The following is a 20,465-nucleotide window of genomic DNA, read 5'->3' as shown; positions in this document are numbered from 1 at the left end:
TTCGCCGCGATCACGAGGGAGTGACATGCCGAGGCTTTCCGCCGCGTGGGCAGCCGACATCGACGAGGTCCGGACCCGTGCGGCAGAGGCGGTCGGTCCGTTCGACTCCGCGTTCGCCCGACGCTTCACGGAGCACTTCGCGACGCTGCATCCGCTCTTCGTCGACCTCTACGGGGACCGCGAAGACGGTCTCGAGCAGCTTGCGGCGGTCGTAGCCGAGGCGTCGGCTTCGTGGAACGCGCGACCACTCGAGCTGAAGGCCCGAGACGATCTGCGTGAGGCTGACCCGGAGTGGTACCTCTCGAACCGGATGCTCGGGGGTGTCTGTTACGTCGATCGGTACGCCGGCAATCTGCAGGGCGTGCGCGACAGCATCCCGTACTTCCAAGAACTCGGACTCACCTACCTGCACCTGATGCCGCTGTTCGAGAGCCCCGAGGGCAATTCGGACGGTGGCTACGCGGTGTCGAGCTATCGACGAGTCAATCCGGCGCTCGGCACGATGGACGAACTCGCAGCGCTCGCGGCCGACCTTCGCCTCGCTGGCATCTCGCTCGTTGTCGACTTCATCTTCAACCACACGAGCAACGAGCACGAGTGGGCCCAGAACGCCGTGGCCGGCGAAGCAGGCTACGAGGACTTCTACGTGATCTTCCCCGATCGCGAGATGCCCGACGCGTACGAGAAAACCGTCCGCGAGATCTTCCCCGACGACCACGCGGGCTCGTTCGTGCAGCTTCCCGATGGCCGATGGATCTGGGCGACGTTCTACCACTTCCAGTGGGACCTCAATTATGCCAACCCCGCGGTCTTCCGCGCGATGGCAGGCGAAATGCTGTTCCTCGCGAACCAGGGCGTCGAAATCCTGCGCATGGACGCGGTCGCCTTCATCTGGAAGCGCCTCGGCACCACGTGCGAGTCACTCCCCGAAGCTCACCTTCTGCTCCGCGCGTTCAATGCCGTGCTGCGCATGGCCGCACCGAGCCTGCTGTTCAAGTCCGAGGCGATCGTGCACCCCGACGAGGTCGTCGAGTACATCTCGCTCGCGGAGTGCCAGCTCTCGTACAACCCGCTGCAGATGGCGCTCACGTGGGAGGCGCTTGCGACGCGTGATCCCCGGATGCTGCAGCAGGCACTCGATCGTCGGCACGCGATCCCCTCCGGAACCGCGTGGGTGAACTACGTGCGCAGCCACGACGACATCGGGTGGACGTTCGCCGACGAGGACGCCGCGGAGTTCGGCATCGACGGTCACCCGCACCGCCGCTTTCTCAACGACTTCTACGTCGGCCGATTCGGCGGAACATTCGCCCGCGGTGTGCCGTTCCAAGAGAACCCGAAGACCGGCGATGCGCGCGTGACCGGAACCACCGCATCGCTTGCCGGCATTGAAGCGGGAGACGCGGGTGGGGTCGATCGCGTGTTGCTCGCGCACGCGATCGCCATGTCGACCGGCGGTGTGCCGCTGCTCTACCTCGGCGACGAGGTGGCCCAACTCAACGACTACTCCTACACGGATGACGCAGCGACCTCAGGCGACAGTCGCTGGGTGCACCGGCCCGAGCGTCCGGTCGAGCGCTATGCGCAGCGGGCGGATGCTTCCACCGACGCCGGCCGCGTGTTCGCGGGGCTGACCGCCCTGATCAGCGCGCGTCAAGGCACTCCCGAGTTCGCGGGCGGAGCGCTCATCGGCTTCGACGCGAAGCATCCGTCTGTGCTCGCTTATCAACGTCCGGGGGTGGATGCTGTCATCCTCGTACTCGCGAACGTCGGCGACCACCTCGCATTGATCGACCCGCTCACCCTCAGCGGCTTCCACGCGGACGCGGTCGATGTGATCGCTGGGGAGACGGTCGAGCTGAAGAGGGGCCTGGCACTGCTCCCGCACGGATTCCGCTGGTTACGGGTGGTGCCCGTCGCTGCGCACTCGTAGGCGGCTTCGCGCCTAGGCTTCGTGCACGACCGTTCCCCCGACCACGGTGCGGCGCACGCGTGCCTGCAGCAGCTCGTCGAGCGGCACCGCGAAGACGTCGCGGTCGAGTACGAGGAAGTCGGCGTGCAGGCCCGCAGCGATCCGGCCGTAGTCGTCTTCGGCCCGACAGGCCCACGCCGCATCCCGCGTGCCGTGCTCGATCGCCTCCACCAGAGGCACCGCGAACTCTGGCACGTTCGGCGGCAAGATCGGATCGAGCGCCGAGCGCCGGGTCGCGGCGATGAACATATTGGGCAGCGGCGCGTGGGGCGAGGTAGGAGAGTCGGTGCCGAAGACCAAGCGCGCCCCGGCATCCGTCATCTCGGGGAACGGCCACCCCCGCTCTGCGCGGGCGTCGCCGAGCATCGCCTTCCAGTTGCCCTCGATGGCGGGGTCGGAGTGCACAGGCTGCATGCTGGCGATGATGCCGAGGGCTGCCAGCCGCTCGATGTCGGCGGTCTCGACGACCTCGAGGTGCTCGATGCGGTGACGCCGATCGCGCGGACCGTTCGCGGCGACGGCGGCCTCGACCGCGGCGATCGCAATGCGCACCGCCTCGTCGCCGATCGCGTGCATCGCGACCTGCAGGCCCGCGGCATCCGCGGCGATCACGACCGGCGCGAGTGCTGCGAGGCTCCAGATCGGATCGGCGTTCGTCCCGTTCGCGTAGGGGCGGCCGAGCACCGCGGTGCAGCCGTCGACCGTGCCGTCGATCATGACCTTGATGCCGGTAATGCGGAACCATTCCGACCCGTGCGTGCGTGCGAGCTCGACGGCGCGGGCGACGCCTGCCAGGTCGCCCGCGGGATCGGATGCCGGAAACAGGCGCCAGTGCCCGGTGATCCTCGTCGTCAACGTACCGGCGCGCTCGGCGCGCACCATGGCAGCCAGCTCGGTCTCGGTCACCGCCATGTCGGTCGCGGCGGTCACGCCCGTCTCGCGGTACCCGCGCAGCGCCGCCTGGAGCGCAGCGTCCCGAGCCTCATCGGTGATCCACTCCTCAAGCACCGAGAGCACGAGGTCTTCCATCGCGACCTCGTCGATCCAACCGGTCGGGTGCCCCTCGGAGTCTCGGTGGACCGTGCCGCCCGCCGGGGTCACGGTGTCCTCGACGACTCCGATCTCCGCAAGCGCCGCGGAGTTGAGCCAGATCGAGTGGAAGTCGTACGCCATCGCGTAGACCGGACGGTCGACGACGACGGCATCGAGCAACTCCCGCGTGGGCGGGCCTCCGACGGCACCGTGCTGCCACCCGTGGGCACGTATCCGTGGGGCATCGGGATGCTCGTCGGCGAACGCGCGGATGCGGCGCTGGATCTCGTCGAGAGTGAGTGCGCCCCACAGGTCGACGTGGCCGGCCGCCTCACCCGTGCCGACGATGTGGGCGTGGGCATCGACGAAGCCCGGCAGCACGAGCGCGCCGTCGAGGTCGGTTGCCACGACGTCCGGCCCCGCGATGCGGTGCGCCGTCTCCTCGTCGCCGACGTAGACGAAGCGCCGATCGCGCACCACCATCGCCGTCGCCCAGCGGCGACGGTCGGCGGTGAAGATGTGGGCGCCGGTGTAGAGGTCGGTCACGGCCGGCCCTCCTTTCCCAGGGGTGTGAACTTCAGGGCGATGTAGACGATGGCGGAGACCAGCATCCCGACCGGCACCGACAGGTCGACGTAGCCGGTCGCCTCGGCGATGGAACCCGCCCATACATCCGTTGCGAGGCACTGCGCCGTGGCGAACCCGCCGACGACCAGAGCAATGATGCCCGAGAGACCCCACCCTCCGGTGTACCAGAAGCGTCCCCCACGGCGTTCGTCGAACAGGTCGACCCCGTTGTAATCGTTGCGACGTAGCAACAGGTCGACGACGAAGATCGCCATCGCCGGCCCCGACACGACCACGAGGAACTGAAGCATCAGGTTCGCGGCCTCGAGGAGGCTCGTCGACAGTACGAGGTAGATCGTGAGCGCGGTGCCGACGACCCCGACGATGATCGTGGCGGGGATGCGGCGCAGGCGGAACCCGATCGACTGCAGTGACATGCTTGAGGTGTACGCCGTCATCGCGTTGAGGGCGATCGTGTTTACGATGACGCCGAGAACCAGCACCGGGCCGAGCCACGTCGGCATGAGGTCGAACAGCGCCGCGTCGATGCCGGCGTCGAAGGCGTCGCCCGACAGCCCAGTGGCCAGCAGCGCTCCAATGGTGGTGAAGATGATGAACGGGATGCCGCCGCCGAGCGCCGTCGCAGCGGCGATGTGCGCAGGTTTGACGGTGCGAGGAAGGTACCGGGCGATGTCGGGGCTGTTGATGAACGACAGCGGAGTGGACGCGAGGATCGTGAATCCGATCGAGATCGCGGACCACAGAGCGACCCCGGTCAACGGCTCGGGGGCTGTGTACTGCCAGTCCACCGTAGGCAGGATGAACGCCGTCGCCGCCAGAAAGATCACGAACAGCACCGCAGCCATCGCCGGGTAGAGCCGCAGGATCAGCCCGTGGCCATATATCGCGACGGCCACGGTGATCCCCGAGACGACCAGGGTCACCCCGATCGGCACCCACACCGGATCGTCGAGGCCGATGCGACGCAGCAGGTCGGAGCCCATGAACGACGAGGCGAGCCACGTCAGCGAGAGGAAGACGGCGCCGATGAACCACCCGACGAACGCGACGAACAGCTTGTTGCCGATGATCCCGTACATCGCGCGTGTCACCACCGAACCGGACGTGCCGGCGGCGGGCCCGGCGGCAGCGATGATGCCCGGGAAGATCCACAGAGTCGCAGCGGCGAGGATCACACCGATCGCCTGCCACACCTCCAGGCCGAGCAGGATGAGCGTCGCGCCGACGGTGAAGTTCAGGATGCTGACATTCGGTGCTGCCCACACGAAGAACAAGTCGCGGGCTCGCCCGTGTCGGTGGGCGTCGTCGATGAGCTCGATGCCGCGCGTTTCGGGGGTCGTGGAGGAGTCGGCGAGTGTCTCTTCGTCGATGCGCGTCTCGGTCATATCGATCCTTCCGGGCTGAGCGTCACTGCTCGCTGTGCGGGTTTATTGGTCATCTGCCCAATTCCCTATTGGTCACACATCCAATAGCATGGACGCCATGGTGTCAAGTGCGGAGGTCGCGAGGCTCGCTTCGCGTACGCGCAAACGCCCCGAGGAGCGGCGCGAAGAGATCCTCGCGGCGGCTGCCGCGATCGCGGTCGAGGCTGGGCTCGAGCGCATCACCCTGCGCGCCGTCGCAGAGCGACTCGGGGTGCGCCCGGGCCTGATCACTCACTACTTTCCCGCAGCGGAAGACCTGGTCATCGCTGCTTTCGCTCGCGCTGCGGCGATCGAGCGGGAGAAATTCTTCCCCTCGAACGGCGATGCACTGTCGCGGCTCGCGCACTTTCTCCGCTACATCGAAAGCGGCGCATCCCTCCCGCTCGCTCGCCTGTGGCTCAACGCCCGCCACCTGTCGCGATTCAGCGACGCGCTCGGCGAAGCGCTCGAGGAGCAGGATGTGCTCGACCGCACGCGCCTCACTGCACTCGTCGCGTCTGGCATCGCTGAAGGCGTCTTCGCCGACGTGGATCCGGAGGCCGCCTGCATCCGCATCTTCATTGCCGTGGACGGCGTGGGCTCGTACGTCAACAACGGTCCGTTCGACTCGGACACGTACAACCGCTTCGCCGTCGACGTCGCCGAGTGGACGCTCGGACTGGTCACCGGGACTCTCCGGGCCGTTGTCGACGCAGGGCGCTAGTAGCTCGCTGAGCTCCGCAGACAAATCTCCGCACGAGAACGCCAAATGATGTGACTATCTGATCGCCTGCGGACATTATCAAGTGTGCGGGATGACTCGGACGAAGAAGTGTGGACGCTGGTGCTGTCGGGCGACAGCCGCCACTACGGCGCGATCTGGGACCGGCACCGCGACCGCGTCTTCTGGCACTTGATGGCGGTCGGGAACACCGCGAGCACTGCTGAGGACCTCACGGCGACGACTTTCTTGGAGTTGTGGCGTCGACGCCGAGCAGTCAGATTCGTGGATGGTTCGCTTCTTCCGTGGTTGATCGTCACGGCGCGCAATGTCTCGCGCAATGCCGCGCGGGCGACTCGCCGATACGAGCGGTTTCTTTCGGTGTTGCCCGCGCCAACGGTGGTCCCTGATCCCGCCGATCGGATCGCTGACCGCGATGACGAGCACCTGATCGCGCTCCGCGCGGCGATGGCCGCAGCGCGCCCCACGGACGCAACTCTTCTCGCAATGACGGCGTTGGAGGGTTTCACGATTCACGAAGCCGCATCTGTGTTGGGGCTCTCAGAGTCAGCAGCCAAGATGCGGCTCAGCCGTCTCCGCGCCCAGCTCAGAACTGCGGTCACGACGCAACCACTCCCCGAAGGGGGACCATGATGGTCAACTTCACCCCGGAACGCTCCGACACGATCCGAGCGAACCTCATCCACCACGTCGCCGAGAACCCGCCGCAGCGACGGCGTCGCGCCCTCTGGGCGACGGGCTTCGTCCTCGCTGGCGCACTGGCCGGCGCGGGAGCCTCCGCGGGGGCCTTCGCCGCAAGTGGCCGGCTGCCCGTCCCGGACGCTGACGCGTATGCGCGAGTGCCGGATTACGGACCGACGGCGGACCATTTCCTTGAGGTGAAGTCCACCGCCGCTGAGCCGAAAGACCCGCACGGCACGCTCGACCTGCTGGGTCTGCGTTCCGAGGAGCTGCAGCAATACGAGGACTTCGGCGGTCTCAGCCTCTGGAGCGGAGAGTCTCGCAACGGTACGGAGTGCCTGCTCGTGGCACACCCCGGCCAAGGGCTCCTTGAGGGGATCGGCGACGCACGGTGTGCCCCCGATGGCCTCGACACCATTGCCGACATCGTCCTGTGCTCTGGGTGTTCGACCCCGCCGGGCCTTTTCGATGGGTTGCCCACGGGCAGCCTCGTCCGGTTCGTGCTTCGAGATGACCATGTCGAGGTCTATATGTACGTGAGGGCATCCGTTTTGGAAGCGTCATCCTCATGAGCGAAGCACCGCTTGCCCGAGGCACTCCCCGGGCAAGCAATCAGGACATGGATGGCCACGCGGAGCAGACCGAGCGCGCTCACGCAGAGTTGGACAGCCTGCAACGACGTGCCTACGGACCGGATGCCGACATCGCTGGTGACACGACAGCACAGACTCGCCTCGCCGAACTGGAGGCCGCCCACCGCCGACATGAGACCTGGGATGCGGCGGTCGTAGGGCGTGCTCCCGCGACCGGGTCGGTCATTGCGCGCGACCCCACAGGTGGATCCCTGTCCGATGCCGCCCTCGCCCGTCCACTCCCGAGCGCCCGGTGGTGGCGCCGCCGGCGCGGGTTGGTGGTCTTCGTTGGTGGAATGGTTGTCCTCGGTCTGGTCACGTCCCACATCGTGCTGATATCGCAGCTCTATGCGGAGGAGTCCACGCCCACCCCGACCGGCTTTGCGACACCGGATATGCCCGACTTCCCCTCGGGGCAGGGTCGTGGACCTTACATCCCCGCGCCGGACTTCGTGCTTGCGTCGACTGCAGGCGGTGTCGACGCCGCTGAACCCAACGACCTGCACGGCACTCTCGACGCGCTGGGTGTCAGCCGCGATGATCTGACCCGCTACGAGGACTTCGACGGCCCCCTGGGGAGGCTCAACATCTGGAGCGGAGAATCCCGTTTCGGCATGACCTGCCTGTTCGTGGCCGTCCCCGTTCAGGGGATCCGCAATGGGTTCAGTGCCGATGCGTGTTCCCTCAGCGGTCTCGACACCATCGTGGACGCGCACAAGCGAGGCGATAGTCTCGTCCGATTCGTGCTCCGAGACGACCGCGTCAACGTCTACGTGTACCAGGGTGCCGCCGACCCGAACGCGTCGTGAGGCTGGCAGCCTTTTCGGCTCCAGCAGGATGTGAATCAGACCGATGGCAGACTTCGCCAAGTTCGATGGTGGCTCCGCCTCCAAGCGTGTCGTCTGCGCATCAACCCAGCCGCGCTGAGCTGTGTAGCAGGTTCCTGCGCCGTCGACCAGGGTGTGGTGGTCGTTTCGCGGCGCGCGTACGGTCAGATGATGAGCGACTCGACCGATGACATGACGAACGAAGACATGACGAATGAAGAGAAGCGCCGCGACCAGTTGCTGCGGGCAGAAGGATCCACCGAGGCTGACGCGGCACCGCGGATCGTGACCTCACAGCACGGATCGACCGTGCGCATCGATGTCGCAGACTCGGCCGCTGTGCGACCGGGCCCCGGGCCCGGCGCAGAAGACGCGACCGACAACGACGGCTGAGGATCCTCAGCGAGGTAGACATCACGCTCACGCCGGGCGAGGTGTCAACCGACGCGCGAGCGGATCGGGTTCAACACGGCCTCGGCCGCCCAGGCGGCGGCATCCGCAATGTCGCTTCGGCTCATTCCGAACTCTCGACGAAAGGTGACCCATGTCGCAGCAGAGTCCAGGTGGGCCAGAGCCGCGACGACCGCCCGGCGCTCATCGCCCCCCAACGAAGGGATCTCGGCATCGATCATCTGCTCGAGCACCTCTTTGCGCGGGCTGGGCGCAGCACCGCTGATCCCTCGCATGGCCGTCTCTGCCACCACATGCGCCAGCTCCGGTCGGCGGTCATAGGACTCCATCGCCGCGCGAATCGTCAGCGGCATATCGAAGATGCTCGGCGAGTCCTGCCGCAAGAAGATCGTGCGCTCAATCCATGCGGCGGTGGCGAGCAGAAGATCGACCCGCGTCGCATAATTGCGGAAGATGGTGCGCTCGCCGACTCCCGCACGTCGAGCGATCAGCCGAAACGGAACGTCGTCGGTACCGAGCTCTTCGATGAGTTCGGCGTACGCGGCAAGGATTGCCTCCTGGGTTCGACTTACCTCACTCGCGAGGCCATCGTCGGTTTGCGAGAGCGGCGGGTTCACGCGGACGCCCGACCCGTAGCCCTATCAGCGACGGCGCCGGTGGTGGTGACGACGGCCAGCGCTTGCGACACAGAACGCTCGAACACGTCGGCGATGTCGGGCGAACTCATCTCGAAGCCCGTTCGCATGCGAGCCCAGAACTGTGCCGACGCGAAGTACCGCAGGGTCGCCGCGATCCGGCGCAGATCGCGCTCGTTCAGCGATGGATAGTTCGTGGCGAGCATCGCCACAAGCGCACGGGTGAAGTAGGTGGGCTCAGTTTCGCCCGTCGGCGAGATGGATGCTGCGCGCGCACACACAAAAGCGAACGCCGGCGACGCGTCGAAGGCCGCGAACCGCGAGCGCGCCGCCTCCCGGAACTCCGGGATCGTGACGAACGGCGGCAGCGGGAAGGCGGTGGTCTCGATCCAGTCCGCAACACCCTCCAACAGATGGGATCTCGTGGGGAAGTGACGATAGACCGTCCGCTCCGATACTCCGACGGCATCGCCCAGTGCGCGATACGAAACATCGTCGAACGGACTTTCGCGCAACGCTGCTGAGGCGTGGGAAAGAATCGCAGTCGGCGTGTCCGTGCCCTCCGCCATCATGCGTTCCTTTCCCTCTCACGCACGGGCATTTCGACCGTCCGCTCCCCCGAGCGACTCATCCGTGCAGGCGGCGGCTCGGCCGGCAACACGTACTGATCCGAGTCGTCCAGCGTCAACGCGAGCGACGATACATACTGCGTCTCGCCGTGCGGGCCTCGCTCCGCCGATGCCAGCATATCCGGACGCTCGAACGTATAGCCCGTGACGTGGCAGCGCAGCCGCTCCCCCGACGGATTGCCGTCGGGGTCGAGGAGCGGCGAGGCGATGCCGTCCGTCTGGCGACGTAGGTAGAACTTGCCGCGAGTGAGCAGCGCCATGGCCGGAGTCACGACCATAGCGACGCCGATCGCGATCAGCACCGAGAACGGCCGCAGATCCGCGCCGAAGAGTCCGGCGAAAGCCGCGAGAGAGAGTCCCGATGCCAGGCCGACCGACACCAGGCCCACCGGGTTCCAATCGCGCAGCATCCCACGACGGAATTCCGGGTAGATCGGTGAGATGCGCAGCACATGCTTGTTGACCACGATGTCGGCGGCGATCGTCACCAACCACGCCATCACGACGTTCGCGTAGAGGCTGAGTACGAAGCTGATGAGACTGAAGACGTCCATCCACATCAGAGCGAGAGCGGCGCCGAGGTTGAAGAAGATGAAGATCGATCTGCCGGGGTACGTCTTAGTGAGGCGGGTGTAGACGTTGGACCACGCAAGCGACCCGGAGTACGCGTTCGTGACGTTGATCTTGATCTGTGCGATGACGACGAGGATGAGCGCGAGCCCCACCGCCAGCCACTCCGGCATGAGCGATTCGTACAGCGCGATGAACTGGCGGACCGGCTCGGCTGCGCGCTGCCCGAGACTCGGGTCGACACGAGTGATGAGGTAGACCGCGAGAAACACGCCGATCACCTGCTTGATGCCACTGAAGAGCACCCATCCGGGCCCCGCGAACAGGAGCGACGCCCACCATGCCCTGCGATTCGCGCGTGTGCGCGGCGGCATGGCGCGGATCACATCGATCTGCTCGGCCAGCTGCGGCGTCAGCGCGAAGCACACCGCGGCGCTTGCGATGATCGCCTCGAACCTGACTTCACCGTCAGAGGCACCCGTGAACGAAACGAATGCACTCACCGCGTCCGGCTCCGACACGATCACCCACAGCAACGGAAGGAGCGCAAGCGCAAGCCACAACGGTGTGGTCCAGAACTGCAGACGCTCCAGCGCGCGCATGCCATAGATCACGATCGGGATCACCACGACGGTCGAGATCAAGTAGCCGATCGGAAGTGGGATGCCGAGCGCGATGTGGAGCCCCTGGCCCATGATCGCCCCCTCGAGGGCGAAGAAGATGCACGTGAACACCGCGAAGATCACGGTGGTGATCGAAGAGCCGTAGTACCCGAAGCCCGACCCCCGCGCGATCAGATCCAGATCGAGGTTGTAGCGGGCGGCGTAGTAGGCGATCGGCGCACCGACGATGAAGATGATGATCGATGCAAACAGGATGCCGAGCACCGCGTTGTTCGTACCGTGCTCGATTCCGATGCTCGCGCCGATGGAGAAGTCTGCGAGAAAGGCGATCGAGCCGAGCGCGGTGATTCCGATCGAGCCGGCGCTCCAGCGGCGGAAGGTGCGCGGAACGTAACGGAAGGCATAGTCCTCGAGGCTGTCTTCGGCGGCCGCCCGCGCGTTGTCCGCTCTGTTCATCGTGAACCGCACAACCGTCGCCACCCTCCGCGCCTCGCACGTGGGTTCCATTGTCGCCATCGCGTGTTTCGGTGGCGTTGCAGGCAAACAGCGGTTTAGATTGCCATCGCCGCGCGCACCCCTTCCGCTGCGACCGCCCCGCCGTTTCCCGTGCTCGAAGCGAAGCCGCTCGCGAGCACAAGGTACTTCTCTGCCGCCTCGAGCGCGAAGCCGATGTGCTGCTCGACGAGAAGGACCGAGAGCCCCTCGCTAGCGAGTTGCATCACCGTGTGCTCGATCTCGGCGACGATCGTCGGTTGAATGCCCTCGGTGGGCTCGTCGAGGATGAGCAGCTTGGGTTGGGTGATGAGCGCCCGGGCGATCGCGAGCTGCTGACGTTGACCGCCAGAGAGCAGACCGGCCTTCCGCGTCGCGAACTTCTCCAAGGCGGGGAAGCGCGTGAGCTGTTGCTCGATGAGAGCCTTGCCACCACTGCGCCCGTCGGCGACGAGCTGCAGATTCTCCATGGTCGTGAGCTGCGAGAAGGACTGCTGCCCCTGCGGCACGTACGCCATGCCCCGCGCGACGCGCTTGTTCGGAGGAAGGGAGGTGACGTCCTCGCCGTCGAAGATGACTTTTCCGCTGCGCGGCCTGATCAGTCCGATCGCGACGCGAAGCAGTGTCGACTTTCCGGCGCCATTGTGGCCGAGAACGGCGACGACGGTCTCGGAATGCGGGAGCGTCACACCGTGCAGCACGAGTGTGCGGCCGTAGCCGGCGTGGATATCGTTCATTTCGAGCATGTCAGGCCCCGCTTCCCTGGGTCGCGGCATCCGTCACCGCTGTCGTCGTTTCGGGCACCGCCAGCATTCCCGTGGTTGTCGCCGCACCTGCGGTACCGAGATAGACCTCCTGCACCTTCGGGTCGGCCTGCACCTGCGCCACTGTGCCTTCGGACAGCACCTTGCCCTGGTGAAGCACCGTGACGCGGGACGCGTAGCGGCGCATGAAGTCCATGTCGTGCTCGACGACCAAGACGATGCGGTTCTTCGCGATGCGCTGCATCAGTTCGCCCGTGGCCGTGCGTTCGTCCTGGCTCATGCCGGCGACGGGTTCGTCCAGCAGGAGTGCGCGGGGATCCTGCACGAGCATCATGCCGATCTCCAACCACTGCTTCTGACCGTGCGAAAGAATGCCGGCGGGTGTATCGCGCTCCGCGCTCAGACCCGTCTCTTCCAGTGCCGACTCGATCGCCGGATCAATGCCGCGTCGGGCTCGCAGGAGCGAGAACGAAGAGCGCCGCAGGCCTGCGGCGATATCGAGGTTCTGCAGCACGGTGAGTTGCTCGAAGACGCTGGCGGTCTGGAAGGTGCGGCCGACACCGAGGCGAACGATCTTGTTGACGGGCGTGCCCAGGAGCTCGCGGTCACCGAGCTTCACTGATCCGGTGCCCTTCGACAGACCGGTGATCGCATCGATGCACGTGGTCTTTCCGGCACCGTTGGGACCGATGAGAAACCGGACCTCGCCGGGATGAGCATCGAACGAGACACCGCCGACCGCGACGAAGCCATCGAACTCCACGCGCAGGTCGGTGACGACGAGCGAATCTTCGGGCGCGGTCATTTCTTCACCTCGTCGAGAACGGCTGCCGATCCGGCAGCTGGTGTGGATTCGGTCCGCTTTGCTCGGGGGCGCCAGATCAGGTTCTTCGCCTTGCCCAGCAGAGACGACAGCCCCATCGGGAGGAAGAGCGTCACCAGGATGAACACCAGTCCGAGGATGTAGATCCAGCCGCTCGGCCAGCTCGATCCGAGGCTCGACTGGCCCCAGCCGATCGCCATCGCGCCGAGAGCCGGGCCGAAGAGCGATGCACGTCCGCCGAGTGCGACACCGGCGATCATCAGGATCGACGCAGAGGCTCCGATCTCGGCGGGGGTGATGATCCCGACGATGGGGACGAACATCGCTCCGGCAATGCTGGCCATCACCGCGGCGACCACGTACGCGACGAGCTTGATGTTCGCAGGGTCGTAGCCGAGGAATCTCACACGCTCCTCAGCATCCCGCGTCGCAATCAGGAGTTCACCGAAACGACTGCGGTTGAGCTGCCAGACCACCAACAGGCACACGATGAGAAGGGATGCCGCGATCATGTAGATCATGATCTTGTTGGCGTCATCGTTCAGGACGAACCCGAAGAAGTAGGTGAAGTCGCTGAGCCCGGTGTCGCCGCCGGTCTCACGGATCGTCGAGCTGATCAGCACCGCCATCGCCACGGCGAGCGCTTGGGACAGGATCGCGAAATACGCCCCCTTGATCCTGCGCTTGAAGAGCGCAAATCCGAGAACCGAGGCCACGATCACCGGGAGCGCGATGATCGCGACGATCGTGAAGACGTCGCTGCGGAACGGTTCCCAGAAGGCGGGAAGTCCTCCCGAGGGGTCGTACAGGATCATGAACACGGGAAGGCTGTCGGGCCCCGCGCTCTCGAGCGTGAGGTGCATCGCCATGGCATACGCGCCGAGTCCGAAGAAGACACCCTGGCCGAGCACCAGCATTCCGCCCCGGCCCCACGCAAGACCGATACCGACGGCGGCGATGGCCCAGCAGGCGTACTTTCCGAGGTTGTTGATCCAGTGCATCGAGAGCACCGCAGGCGCCACGACCAGGAGCAGGATCGCGAACACCGCGATGCCGATGAGGGGAAGCCACGGCTTCAGCTTCGTCATGGTCATGTCAGCCCCCGGGTCCGGACCGTGAAGAGGCCCTGTGGTCGGAATTGCAGGAAGATCACGAGCATCACGAAGGCGAGCACCTGCGCCATGCTTCCGGTCGTCCAGTCGGCGAAGTACGACAGGGCGATGCCGAAGGCAAGAGCCGCGATCACGGTGCCCTTGATCTGGCCGATGCCGCCGGCGACGACGACGAGGAAGGCAGGGATGATGTACTGCGTGCCCATCTGGGAGTTGGTCCCGCCGATGAGGGATGCTGCAACCCCGGCCACACCGGCAAGCCCCGAGCCGACGAAGAAGGTCAGTCGATCGATGGTGCGAGTGCGGATGCCGCTGGTCTCAGCCAAGTCGCGGTTTTGCACCGTGGCGCGGATCCGGCGCCCGAACGACGTGTACTTCAGCCATGCGGCGAGGGTGATCAAGCAGAGGACCGCCAGGAGGATCGTGAAGGCTTGGCGGAGAGGCCAGCCGTACCCGAAGACGTTGATCTGGCCATCCAGCCAGTCGGGGCTCTCCACAGGAACACCCTGTGCGGGGAAGATCTGCAGAGCCACCTGTTGCAGGATGAGGCTCACACCGACGGTGACCAGGAGTGTGTCCAGTGGACGCCGGTACATCCATTGGATGATGCCGACCTCGAGAAGAAGGCCCAGCAGTCCTGCGCCGATGAAGGCGAGCGGCAGAGCCAACAGGATGGACATGTTGACGGAGGTCACGACGAGCTGCGTCAGGTAGGCGATGAAGGCGCCGGCCATGATGAACTCGCCGTGCGCCATGTTGATCACCCCCATTTGACCGAAGGTCAGCGTGAGGCCGAGCGCGGCGAGCAGCAGCAGCGCTCCGAGAGCCGTGCCGTTCAGGAGCGGCGGTATGAGTGCGTCCACGTGCGGTCACTCTCTCTGCGGTGATGGAATCTGAAGAACGATGTGGAGCGTGGGGCCCGTGCTTTCGGACACGGACCCCACGCTTCGTGGGCTATCAGCCCGCGGCGGCCACGAGAGCGTCACGGACGTCAGCGGGGAACCAGTCGTACTCTTCGAGGTACGGGTCGGGCTCGATGAATCCGTCGGACGACCAGACGATGTCGAACTGGTTGTCTTCGTTGATCCGGCCGATGTTGCCCGGCTTCGAGATGTGGTGGTTCTCGCCGTTCAGCGTGACCACACCCTCCGGCGCGTCAACCGTGATCTCGTTCTCGAGCGCTGCCGCGTTGATGGCATCGACGTCGAACGAGCCGGCAGCCTCGACCAGTGCCTTGTAGAGGTAGAGCGAGATGTACGCGGCCTCCATCGGGTCGGAGGTCACTCCACTGCTGCCGGGGTAGGCCTGCCAACGCTCGATGAACGCCGGATTGTTGGGGGTATCCATCGACTGGAAGTAGTTCCACGATGCGTAGTTGCCCGTGACCTCGTGGCCCATGGCCGGTGCTTCTTCCTCAGCGATCGACACCGAGATGATCGGGGTCGTCTCGGGCGTCAGACCCGCGTCGTAGTACGCCTTGACGAAGCCGACGTTCGACGATCCGTTGATCGTGTTGAACACGTAGTCGGGGTCGGCCGCGACGATCTTGGCGACCTGCGTCGTCCAATCGTCCTTGTCGAGCGGAACGTACTCTTCGCCGACGATCTCGATGCCGAGTTCCTCCGCGTAGAGCTTGATGATCGCGTTCGCCGTGCGCGGGAACACGTAGTCCGAGCCCGCGAGGAACAGGGTCTCGACGCCCTCCGCGGCAAGGAAGTCCAGCGCCGGGATGATCTGCTGGTTGGTCGTGGCGCCGGTGTAGTAGATGTTCGGCGACGACTCGAGGCCCTCGTACTGCACGGGGTAGAAGAACAGGCCGTTGTGCTCTTCGACGACCGGCTTCACCGCCTTGCGGGAAGACGAGGTCCACCCGCCGAAGATCGCGCCGACGCAGTCCTGCGTGAGCAGTTTCTCGGTCTTCTCGGCGAACGTCGGCCAGTCAGTAGCACCGTCCTCCTGGATGTACTCGATCTCCTTGCCGAGGATGCCGCCGTCGGCATTGATCTCATCCGCTGCCATGTGCAGAACGTTCGAGACGGTCTGCTCCGAGATCGCCATGCCGCCGGTGAGCGAGTTGAGGAATCCCAGCTTGATGGTGTCGCCGGACGTATCGACGCAGCTTTCGGATGCTGCGGAACCGGATGCGGCGGGCTCCGCGGTGTCGCCGGCGCGGGCTCCACAGCCGACGAGGACGAGGGCCGCGCTGGCGACCATCGCCGGGACGACCAGGGCGGTCCTCAGCCGCCGTGTACGAATGGTGCTCATGTGAGGGATCTCCATTTCTGTGTGCTGCGTGATGGTGCGTTCGGGAAGGGGTGAAGCGATAGAGCGGTGCGATCACGGCCCTGCAATCCACGGTCGGCGAGGCACGCCGAAGTGAAGCTGCCTTCATCGATCCGCACACACCGATCAGCGGTGGTACCGGCCGAGAGACTTCGGCGGGGCTGCCTTCGTGGAAGCCAGAGCATGGAGCAGGAAGTGCGATGGTGCGGGATGGATCGCGGGACTGCTTCGGTAGAGCTGCGGTAGTGCCCAGCATGGGACCGTGTCATTACTCTGACATTTCTCGATTGTTCCGATTGTGTAAACCGTGCGGAGGCCGACGACGCGTATCTCCCGTAATTTCGGGGTTTGTGCGGGATTCCGGGCCAGGTACGCCCCCTTCTGCATCCTCTGAGAGCGTCCGTTGTGACACACTTCTGACATCGATCAGATGCCCGAGGAGAGCGATGCACTTCACGCCAGCCGAGACCGAGAAGCTCTTGCTCTCGGTCGCCGCCATGGTCGCTCGCGACCGGCTCGACCGCGGCATCGCGCTGAATCACCCCGAGACGATCGCCCTGCTGTCGTGCTGGGTGATCGAGGGGGCACGCGAGGGTCGCGGGGTCGCTGAGCTGATGGAGGCCGGCCGGCACGTGCTCACCCGCGACCAGGTCATGCCCGGCGTTCCCGAGATGATCGCCGACGTGCAGATCGAGGCGACCTTTCCTGATGGACGCAAGCTCGTCACCATCCACCACCCGATCGACTGAGGGCAGCACATGGCATCCGTATCGAGTGAAGGCCCGGGCGCCTTCCGGATCCAACCGGGGCGCATCGAACTGAACGCCGACCGGCGGGGCGACGAGCGCATCCGTCTGGTGTTCGTCAATACCGGCGACCGGCCCATCCAGATCGGGTCGCATCTTCACTTGCCAGACGCGAATGCCGCTCTCTCGTTCGACCGTGCGGCCGCGCACGGGTTCCGTCTCGACATCCCGTCCGGAACCTCGCAGCGCTTCGAGCCGGGCGCATCGCGCGAGCTCGACGCGGTCGCACTCCGCGGACTGCGCCGGGTTCCCGGCATCCAGATCAAAACCGACGGTGAGGAGTTGCTCGATGGTGTGGCTTGATCGATCGCGATACGCCGCCATCTACGGCCCGACGGTGGGTGACCAGGTGCGGCTGGGCGATACAGACCTGTGGATCGAGGTCGAGCAGGATCTCACGATCGGCGGCGAGGAAGCGATCTTCGGCGGCGGAAAGTCGATCCGCGAATCGATGGCGCAAGCCACGACGACGCGGGCAGACGGCGCGTTGGACACCGTGATCACGAACGCGATCATCCTTGATTGGTGGGGCATCGTGCGGGCTGACATCGGCATCCGCGACGGTCGCATCGTGGGCATCGGCCATGCCGGCAACCCCGACATCAGCGACGGCATCGACATGGTCATCGGCCCGTCGACCGACGTGATCGCCGGAGAAGGACGCATCGTCACCGCCGGCGCGATCGACTCGCACGTGCACTTGCTGTCCCCCTCGCAGATCCACGAGGCACTCGCCACCGGCATCACGACGATCGTCGGCGGGGGCACGGGGCCGTCGGAGGGGTCGAAGGCGACCACAGTCACCCCGGGCGCCTGGCACCTGACGAACATGCATCGGGCGCTGGATCCGCTACCCGTCAACGTACTGCTGCTCGGCAAGGGCAACACCGTCTCGGCGGCGGCGCTCAAGGAGCAGGCCCTCGCGGGGGCCGCCGGCTACAAGGTGCACGAGGACTGGGGCTCCACCCCGGCCGCGATCGACGCCTCGCTCAGGGCTGCCGAGGATTGGGGCCTGCAGGTCGCGCTGCACTCCGATTCGCTCAACGAGGCCGGCTTCGTCGAGTCGACGATCGAGGCGATGGGTGGCCGGTCGATCCACGCGTTCCACGTCGAGGGCGCAGGAGGTGGCCACGCGCCCGACATCCTGTCGATCGCCGGGCTGGCGAACGTGATCCCGGGGTCAACCAACCCGACGCTCCCCCACACCGTGAACACCGTCGCCGAGCATCTCGACATGCTCATGGTCTGCCACCACCTCAACCCCGCAGTGCCTGAAGATCTCGCGTTCGCAGAGTCCCGCATCCGGGCCACCACGATCGCAGCCGAAGACATCCTGCATGACATCGGGGCCCTCTCGATAACGTCCTCGGACGCGCAGGCCATGGGACGCATCGGTGAAGTGATCACGCGCACGTGGCAGGTCGCGCACGTCATGAAGCACCGCCGAGGCGCGCTCGGGGGCGGAATGCCTGCCGACAACGAGCGCGCGCGCCGCTACGTCGCGAAGTACACCGTGAACCCCGCAATCGCGCACGGTATCGCCTACGACCTCGGCTCGATCGAGGTCGGACGCCTGGCCGACCTTGTGGTGTGGGACCCGAAGTTCTTCGGCGTGCGGCCCGCGGTCGTCGTCAAGGGCGGCGCGATCGCCTGGGCCGCGCTCGGCGACCCGAACGCCTCGATCCCCACGCCGCAGCCCGTCATGATGCGGCCGTCGTTCGGTGACACGATCGGCGCCGACCTCTCGGTCACGTACGTCTCCCCGGCCGCCCTCGACGACGGCCTCGTCCAGACGCTGGGGCTACGGCGTCGCCTCGCGGCAGTTCAGCCGACGCGTCACATCGGCAAAGCCGACATGAAGAACAACGACGTGTTGCCCTCGATCCGGATCGAGCCCGACACGTTCGAGATTGCGATCGACGGTGATACCGTCGTGCCGGCACCAGCCGCGTCGCTTCCGCTCGCACAGCTCTACAACATGTTCTGATGACGCCGTCAGCCCACACGATCGCCCTCTTGCTGGCAGACGCGCGCCTTCCCTCGGGCGGCTACGCGTTCTCTTCCGGACTCGAGCCCGCCCTACAGGGCGGGTTGACGCCGGGTGAAGTGGGCGCGTTTCTCAGAGCGCGGGCGCGCACGACGACGATGGTGGATGCCGCGACCGCCGTGGTCGCGCGAGCTGCGGGCATCCGCGGCGATGCGTATTCGCCGGTGGAACGCGCCTGGGCGGCACGCACTCCGAGCCGCGCGGCCCGGCGATCATCTCGCGAGCTCGGCAGGGGGCTCCAGCGTCTCGCCACCAATCTGTGGCCCGCGTCGCCTCCGATCGTTCGCCTCATCCCCACCGTCGATGGGTGGTCGCGCCCGGTCGTACTCGGCGCCGTCGCTGCGCACGCCGGTCTCGATGCCGAGTCGCTCGTGCGTCTCGCGGTATACGACGACATGGCGTGCGCCGTGGCCGCCCTCCTCAAGCTCGAGCCGGGCGACCCGATCGACGGTGTCCGCCTCGTGATCGACGCGTGCGCGTCGGTAGACACCTTCACCACCCAGCTCGCCGCCCTCGCCTCTCCCGAGGCGATCCCCGCGGCGAGTGCTCCCCAATCCGAGTTGTGGGCAGAGACCCACGCCCTCACCAACAGGAGGCTCTTCCGTGCCTGAAACCCCCGCATCCGCCCGTGCCCTGAGGCTCGGGGTCGCCGGCCCCGTCGGCACCGGCAAGTCGTCGCTCATCGCGACGGTGTGCCGAGCGCTCGGCGAAGAGCTGCGGCTCGGCGTCATCACGAACGACATCTACACCGACGAAGACGCGCGATTCCTGCGATCGGCCGGGGTGCTCGATCCCGACCGCATCCGGGCCGTCGAAACAGGTGCGTGCCCGCACACCGCCATCCGCGATGACATCACCATGAACCTGCTCGCCGCGGAAGACCTCGAGCGGGATTTCTCGCCCCTCGACATCGTCCTCATCGAATCCGGCGGCGACAACCTCACCGCCACGTTCTCGCCCGCTCTCGTCGACGCGCAGATCTTCGTGCTCGACGTCGCCGGCGGCGGCGACGTCGCCCGCAAGGGCGGCCCGGGCATCGGCCGAGCCGACCTGCTGGTGGTCAACAAGACCGACCTCGCCCCCTACGTCGGGGTCGACGTGCCGCAGATGGTCGCTGACGCCGCAGAAGCTCGCGAGGGCCGCGCCGTGCTGGCGCTCTCGAAGCATGACGCGGAGTCCGTCGCCGCCCTGCGCGCCTGGGTGCTGAGCATGCTCGCCGCCCACCGTTCGGGTGACCACGTTCCGCAGGACCCGGGCCCGATGGCCCCGCACTTCCACGCCGACGATGAGCACCCTGAGGGTGGATTCGTCCACGCGCACGACGAACACGAGCACGCCGACGCAGAGGCGCACAGCCACTGACCAGCACCGCCCTTACGCAGCACCGCCGCTC

At 66.2% G+C, this 20,465-nt stretch carries 21 protein-coding genes; 11 read left to right on the top strand and 10 right to left on the bottom strand.

Annotated features, from left to right (window positions below; translation table 11 throughout):
• Positions 1-25 precede the first annotated feature (25 nt).
• Positions 26-1,933: an amylosucrase gene (locus tag LG299_RS13135; RefSeq protein ID WP_404430942.1), complete on the top strand. Its 1,908-nt coding sequence runs from the start codon at positions 26-28 to the stop codon at positions 1,931-1,933.
• Positions 1,934-1,945: 12 nt separating this feature from the next.
• On the opposite strand, the gene LG299_RS13130 is transcribed toward LG299_RS13135, so the two are convergent.
• Both LG299_RS13130 and LG299_RS13125 read right to left on the bottom strand, forming a co-directional pair.
• Positions 1,946-3,550, bottom strand: a complete 1,605-nt coding sequence (locus tag LG299_RS13130; RefSeq protein WP_404430940.1) for an amidohydrolase — start codon at positions 3,548-3,550, stop codon at positions 1,946-1,948.
• Entirely contained in the window at positions 3,547-4,977 is a 1,431-nt protein-coding gene (locus LG299_RS13125) for a purine-cytosine permease family protein (protein WP_404430938.1), read from the bottom strand. The genes LG299_RS13130 and LG299_RS13125 overlap by 4 nt, the downstream gene beginning before the upstream one ends.
• A 97-nt stretch (positions 4,978-5,074) precedes the next feature.
• On the opposite strand from LG299_RS13125, the gene LG299_RS13120 reads away from it, so the two are divergent.
• The 5 genes from LG299_RS13120 (at position 5,075) to LG299_RS13100 (ending at position 8,270) form a co-directional block, all read left to right on the top strand.
• The gene (locus tag LG299_RS13120) at positions 5,075-5,719 is read left to right on the top strand and encodes a TetR/AcrR family transcriptional regulator (protein ID WP_404430936.1); all 645 of its coding nucleotides are present in this window, start codon (positions 5,075-5,077) and stop codon (positions 5,717-5,719) included.
• Between the two features lie 84 nt (positions 5,720-5,803).
• Positions 5,804-6,370, top strand: coding sequence for an RNA polymerase sigma factor (locus LG299_RS13115; RefSeq protein WP_404430934.1), 567 nt, complete (start codon positions 5,804-5,806; stop codon positions 6,368-6,370).
• The gene (locus LG299_RS13110; RefSeq protein WP_404430932.1) at positions 6,370-6,990 is read left to right on the top strand and encodes a hypothetical protein; all 621 of its coding nucleotides are present in this window, start codon (positions 6,370-6,372) and stop codon (positions 6,988-6,990) included. Before LG299_RS13115 ends, LG299_RS13110 begins: the two co-directional genes overlap by 1 nt.
• Positions 6,987-7,859: a hypothetical protein gene (locus LG299_RS13105; RefSeq protein ID WP_404430930.1), complete on the top strand. Its 873-nt coding sequence runs from the start codon at positions 6,987-6,989 to the stop codon at positions 7,857-7,859. The genes LG299_RS13110 and LG299_RS13105 overlap by 4 nt, the downstream gene beginning before the upstream one ends.
• Positions 7,860-8,048: 189 nt before the next feature.
• On the top strand, positions 8,049-8,270 hold the full coding sequence (locus LG299_RS13100; RefSeq protein WP_404430928.1) for a multidrug transporter: 222 nt from the start codon (positions 8,049-8,051) through the stop codon (positions 8,268-8,270).
• Between the two features lie 44 nt (positions 8,271-8,314).
• Here the strand turns inward: LG299_RS13100 and LG299_RS13095 are convergent, their stop codons facing one another.
• The 8 genes from LG299_RS13095 to urtA all read right to left on the bottom strand — a co-directional run bounded on the left by LG299_RS13095 (position 8,315) and on the right by urtA (position 16,201).
• Entirely contained in the window at positions 8,315-8,905 is a 591-nt protein-coding gene (locus LG299_RS13095; RefSeq protein ID WP_404430926.1) for a TetR/AcrR family transcriptional regulator, read from the bottom strand.
• Positions 8,902-9,492, bottom strand: a complete 591-nt coding sequence (locus LG299_RS13090) for a TetR/AcrR family transcriptional regulator (protein ID WP_404430924.1) — start codon at positions 9,490-9,492, stop codon at positions 8,902-8,904. Before LG299_RS13090 ends, LG299_RS13095 begins: the two co-directional genes overlap by 4 nt.
• The gene (locus LG299_RS13085; RefSeq protein ID WP_404434888.1) at positions 9,492-11,252 is read right to left on the bottom strand and encodes a purine-cytosine permease family protein; all 1,761 of its coding nucleotides are present in this window, start codon (positions 11,250-11,252) and stop codon (positions 9,492-9,494) included. Before LG299_RS13085 ends, LG299_RS13090 begins: the two co-directional genes overlap by 1 nt.
• A 44-nt stretch (positions 11,253-11,296) precedes the next feature.
• Positions 11,297-11,983 carry an ATP-binding cassette domain-containing protein gene (locus LG299_RS13080; RefSeq protein WP_404430922.1) on the bottom strand — a complete coding sequence of 229 codons (687 nt, stop codon included), beginning with the start codon at positions 11,981-11,983 and terminating at the stop codon, positions 11,297-11,299.
• A gap of 1 nt (position 11,984) precedes the next feature.
• On the bottom strand, positions 11,985-12,806 hold the full coding sequence (gene urtD / locus LG299_RS13075) for an urea ABC transporter ATP-binding protein UrtD (protein ID WP_404430920.1): 822 nt from the start codon (positions 12,804-12,806) through the stop codon (positions 11,985-11,987).
• The gene (urtC, locus tag LG299_RS13070; RefSeq protein WP_404430917.1) at positions 12,803-13,918 is read right to left on the bottom strand and encodes an urea ABC transporter permease subunit UrtC; all 1,116 of its coding nucleotides are present in this window, start codon (positions 13,916-13,918) and stop codon (positions 12,803-12,805) included. Before urtC ends, urtD begins: the two co-directional genes overlap by 4 nt.
• Positions 13,915-14,799 (bottom strand): urea ABC transporter permease subunit UrtB, encoded by an 885-nt coding sequence (gene urtB / locus LG299_RS13065; RefSeq protein WP_404430915.1) that lies wholly within the window; start codon positions 14,797-14,799, stop codon positions 13,915-13,917. The genes urtC and urtB overlap by 4 nt, the downstream gene beginning before the upstream one ends.
• A gap of 94 nt (positions 14,800-14,893) precedes the next feature.
• A complete protein-coding gene (urtA, locus tag LG299_RS13060; protein ID WP_404430913.1) occupies positions 14,894-16,201 on the bottom strand; it encodes an urea ABC transporter substrate-binding protein in 1,308 nt (435 codons plus the stop codon).
• 464 nt (positions 16,202-16,665) lie between these two features.
• On the opposite strand from urtA, the gene LG299_RS13055 reads away from it, so the two are divergent.
• Genes LG299_RS13055 through ureG form a run of 5 tightly spaced genes read left to right on the top strand, consistent with a single transcriptional unit; the run spans position 16,666 to position 20,434 of the window.
• The gene (locus tag LG299_RS13055; RefSeq protein WP_404430911.1) at positions 16,666-16,968 is read left to right on the top strand and encodes an urease subunit gamma; all 303 of its coding nucleotides are present in this window, start codon (positions 16,666-16,668) and stop codon (positions 16,966-16,968) included.
• A 9-nt stretch (positions 16,969-16,977) separates the two neighbouring features.
• Positions 16,978-17,328, top strand: a complete 351-nt coding sequence (ureB, locus tag LG299_RS13050; protein ID WP_404430909.1) for an urease subunit beta — start codon at positions 16,978-16,980, stop codon at positions 17,326-17,328.
• Entirely contained in the window at positions 17,315-19,012 is a 1,698-nt protein-coding gene (locus tag LG299_RS13045; protein WP_404430907.1) for an urease subunit alpha, read from the top strand. Before ureB ends, LG299_RS13045 begins: the two co-directional genes overlap by 14 nt.
• A complete protein-coding gene (locus tag LG299_RS13040) occupies positions 19,012-19,683 on the top strand; it encodes an urease accessory protein UreF (RefSeq protein ID WP_404430905.1) in 672 nt (223 codons plus the stop codon). Before LG299_RS13045 ends, LG299_RS13040 begins: the two co-directional genes overlap by 1 nt.
• On the top strand, positions 19,676-20,434 hold the full coding sequence (gene ureG / locus LG299_RS13035) for an urease accessory protein UreG (RefSeq protein ID WP_404430903.1): 759 nt from the start codon (positions 19,676-19,678) through the stop codon (positions 20,432-20,434). The genes LG299_RS13040 and ureG overlap by 8 nt, the downstream gene beginning before the upstream one ends.
• The last annotated feature ends 31 nt before the right edge of the window (positions 20,435-20,465 follow it).

The organism is Microbacterium lacus (genome assembly GCF_044794305.1).
Classification (GTDB): Bacteria; Actinomycetota; Actinomycetes; order Actinomycetales; family Microbacteriaceae; genus Microbacterium; species Microbacterium lacus_B.
The sequence above is the reverse complement of the archived record's forward strand: the minus strand, read 5'-3'. Positions and strand labels throughout refer to the sequence as shown.

Excerpts from the sequence above, each read along its gene's own strand:
- LG299_RS13125 (WP_404430938.1), bottom strand. The coding sequence starts at position 4,977 with ATGACCGAGACGCGCATCGACGAAGAGACACTCGCCGACTCCTCCACG.
- LG299_RS13090 (WP_404430924.1), bottom strand. The coding sequence starts at position 9,492 with ATGGCGGAGGGCACGGACACGCCGACTGCGATTCTTTCCCACGCCTCA.
- urtA (WP_404430913.1), bottom strand. The coding sequence starts at position 16,201 with ATGAGCACCATTCGTACACGGCGGCTGAGGACCGCCCTGGTCGTCCCG.
- LG299_RS13045 (WP_404430907.1), top strand. The coding sequence starts at position 17,315 with ATGGTGTGGCTTGATCGATCGCGATACGCCGCCATCTACGGCCCGACG.
- LG299_RS13110 (WP_404430932.1), top strand. The coding sequence starts at position 6,370 with ATGGTCAACTTCACCCCGGAACGCTCCGACACGATCCGAGCGAACCTC.
- LG299_RS13040 (WP_404430905.1), top strand. The coding sequence starts at position 19,012 with ATGACGCCGTCAGCCCACACGATCGCCCTCTTGCTGGCAGACGCGCGC.
- LG299_RS13055 (WP_404430911.1), top strand. The coding sequence starts at position 16,666 with ATGCACTTCACGCCAGCCGAGACCGAGAAGCTCTTGCTCTCGGTCGCC.
- urtC (WP_404430917.1), bottom strand. The coding sequence starts at position 13,918 with ATGACCATGACGAAGCTGAAGCCGTGGCTTCCCCTCATCGGCATCGCG.
- LG299_RS13135 (WP_404430942.1), top strand. The coding sequence starts at position 26 with ATGCCGAGGCTTTCCGCCGCGTGGGCAGCCGACATCGACGAGGTCCGG.
- LG299_RS13100 (WP_404430928.1), top strand. The coding sequence starts at position 8,049 with ATGAGCGACTCGACCGATGACATGACGAACGAAGACATGACGAATGAA.
- ureB (WP_404430909.1), top strand. The coding sequence starts at position 16,978 with ATGGCATCCGTATCGAGTGAAGGCCCGGGCGCCTTCCGGATCCAACCG.
- LG299_RS13085 (WP_404434888.1), bottom strand. The coding sequence starts at position 11,252 with ATGGAACCCACGTGCGAGGCGCGGAGGGTGGCGACGGTTGTGCGGTTC.
- LG299_RS13120 (WP_404430936.1), top strand. The coding sequence starts at position 5,075 with ATGGTGTCAAGTGCGGAGGTCGCGAGGCTCGCTTCGCGTACGCGCAAA.
- urtD (WP_404430920.1), bottom strand. The coding sequence starts at position 12,806 with ATGACCGCGCCCGAAGATTCGCTCGTCGTCACCGACCTGCGCGTGGAG.
- LG299_RS13105 (WP_404430930.1), top strand. The coding sequence starts at position 6,987 with ATGAGCGAAGCACCGCTTGCCCGAGGCACTCCCCGGGCAAGCAATCAG.
- LG299_RS13080 (WP_404430922.1), bottom strand. The coding sequence starts at position 11,983 with ATGCTCGAAATGAACGATATCCACGCCGGCTACGGCCGCACACTCGTG.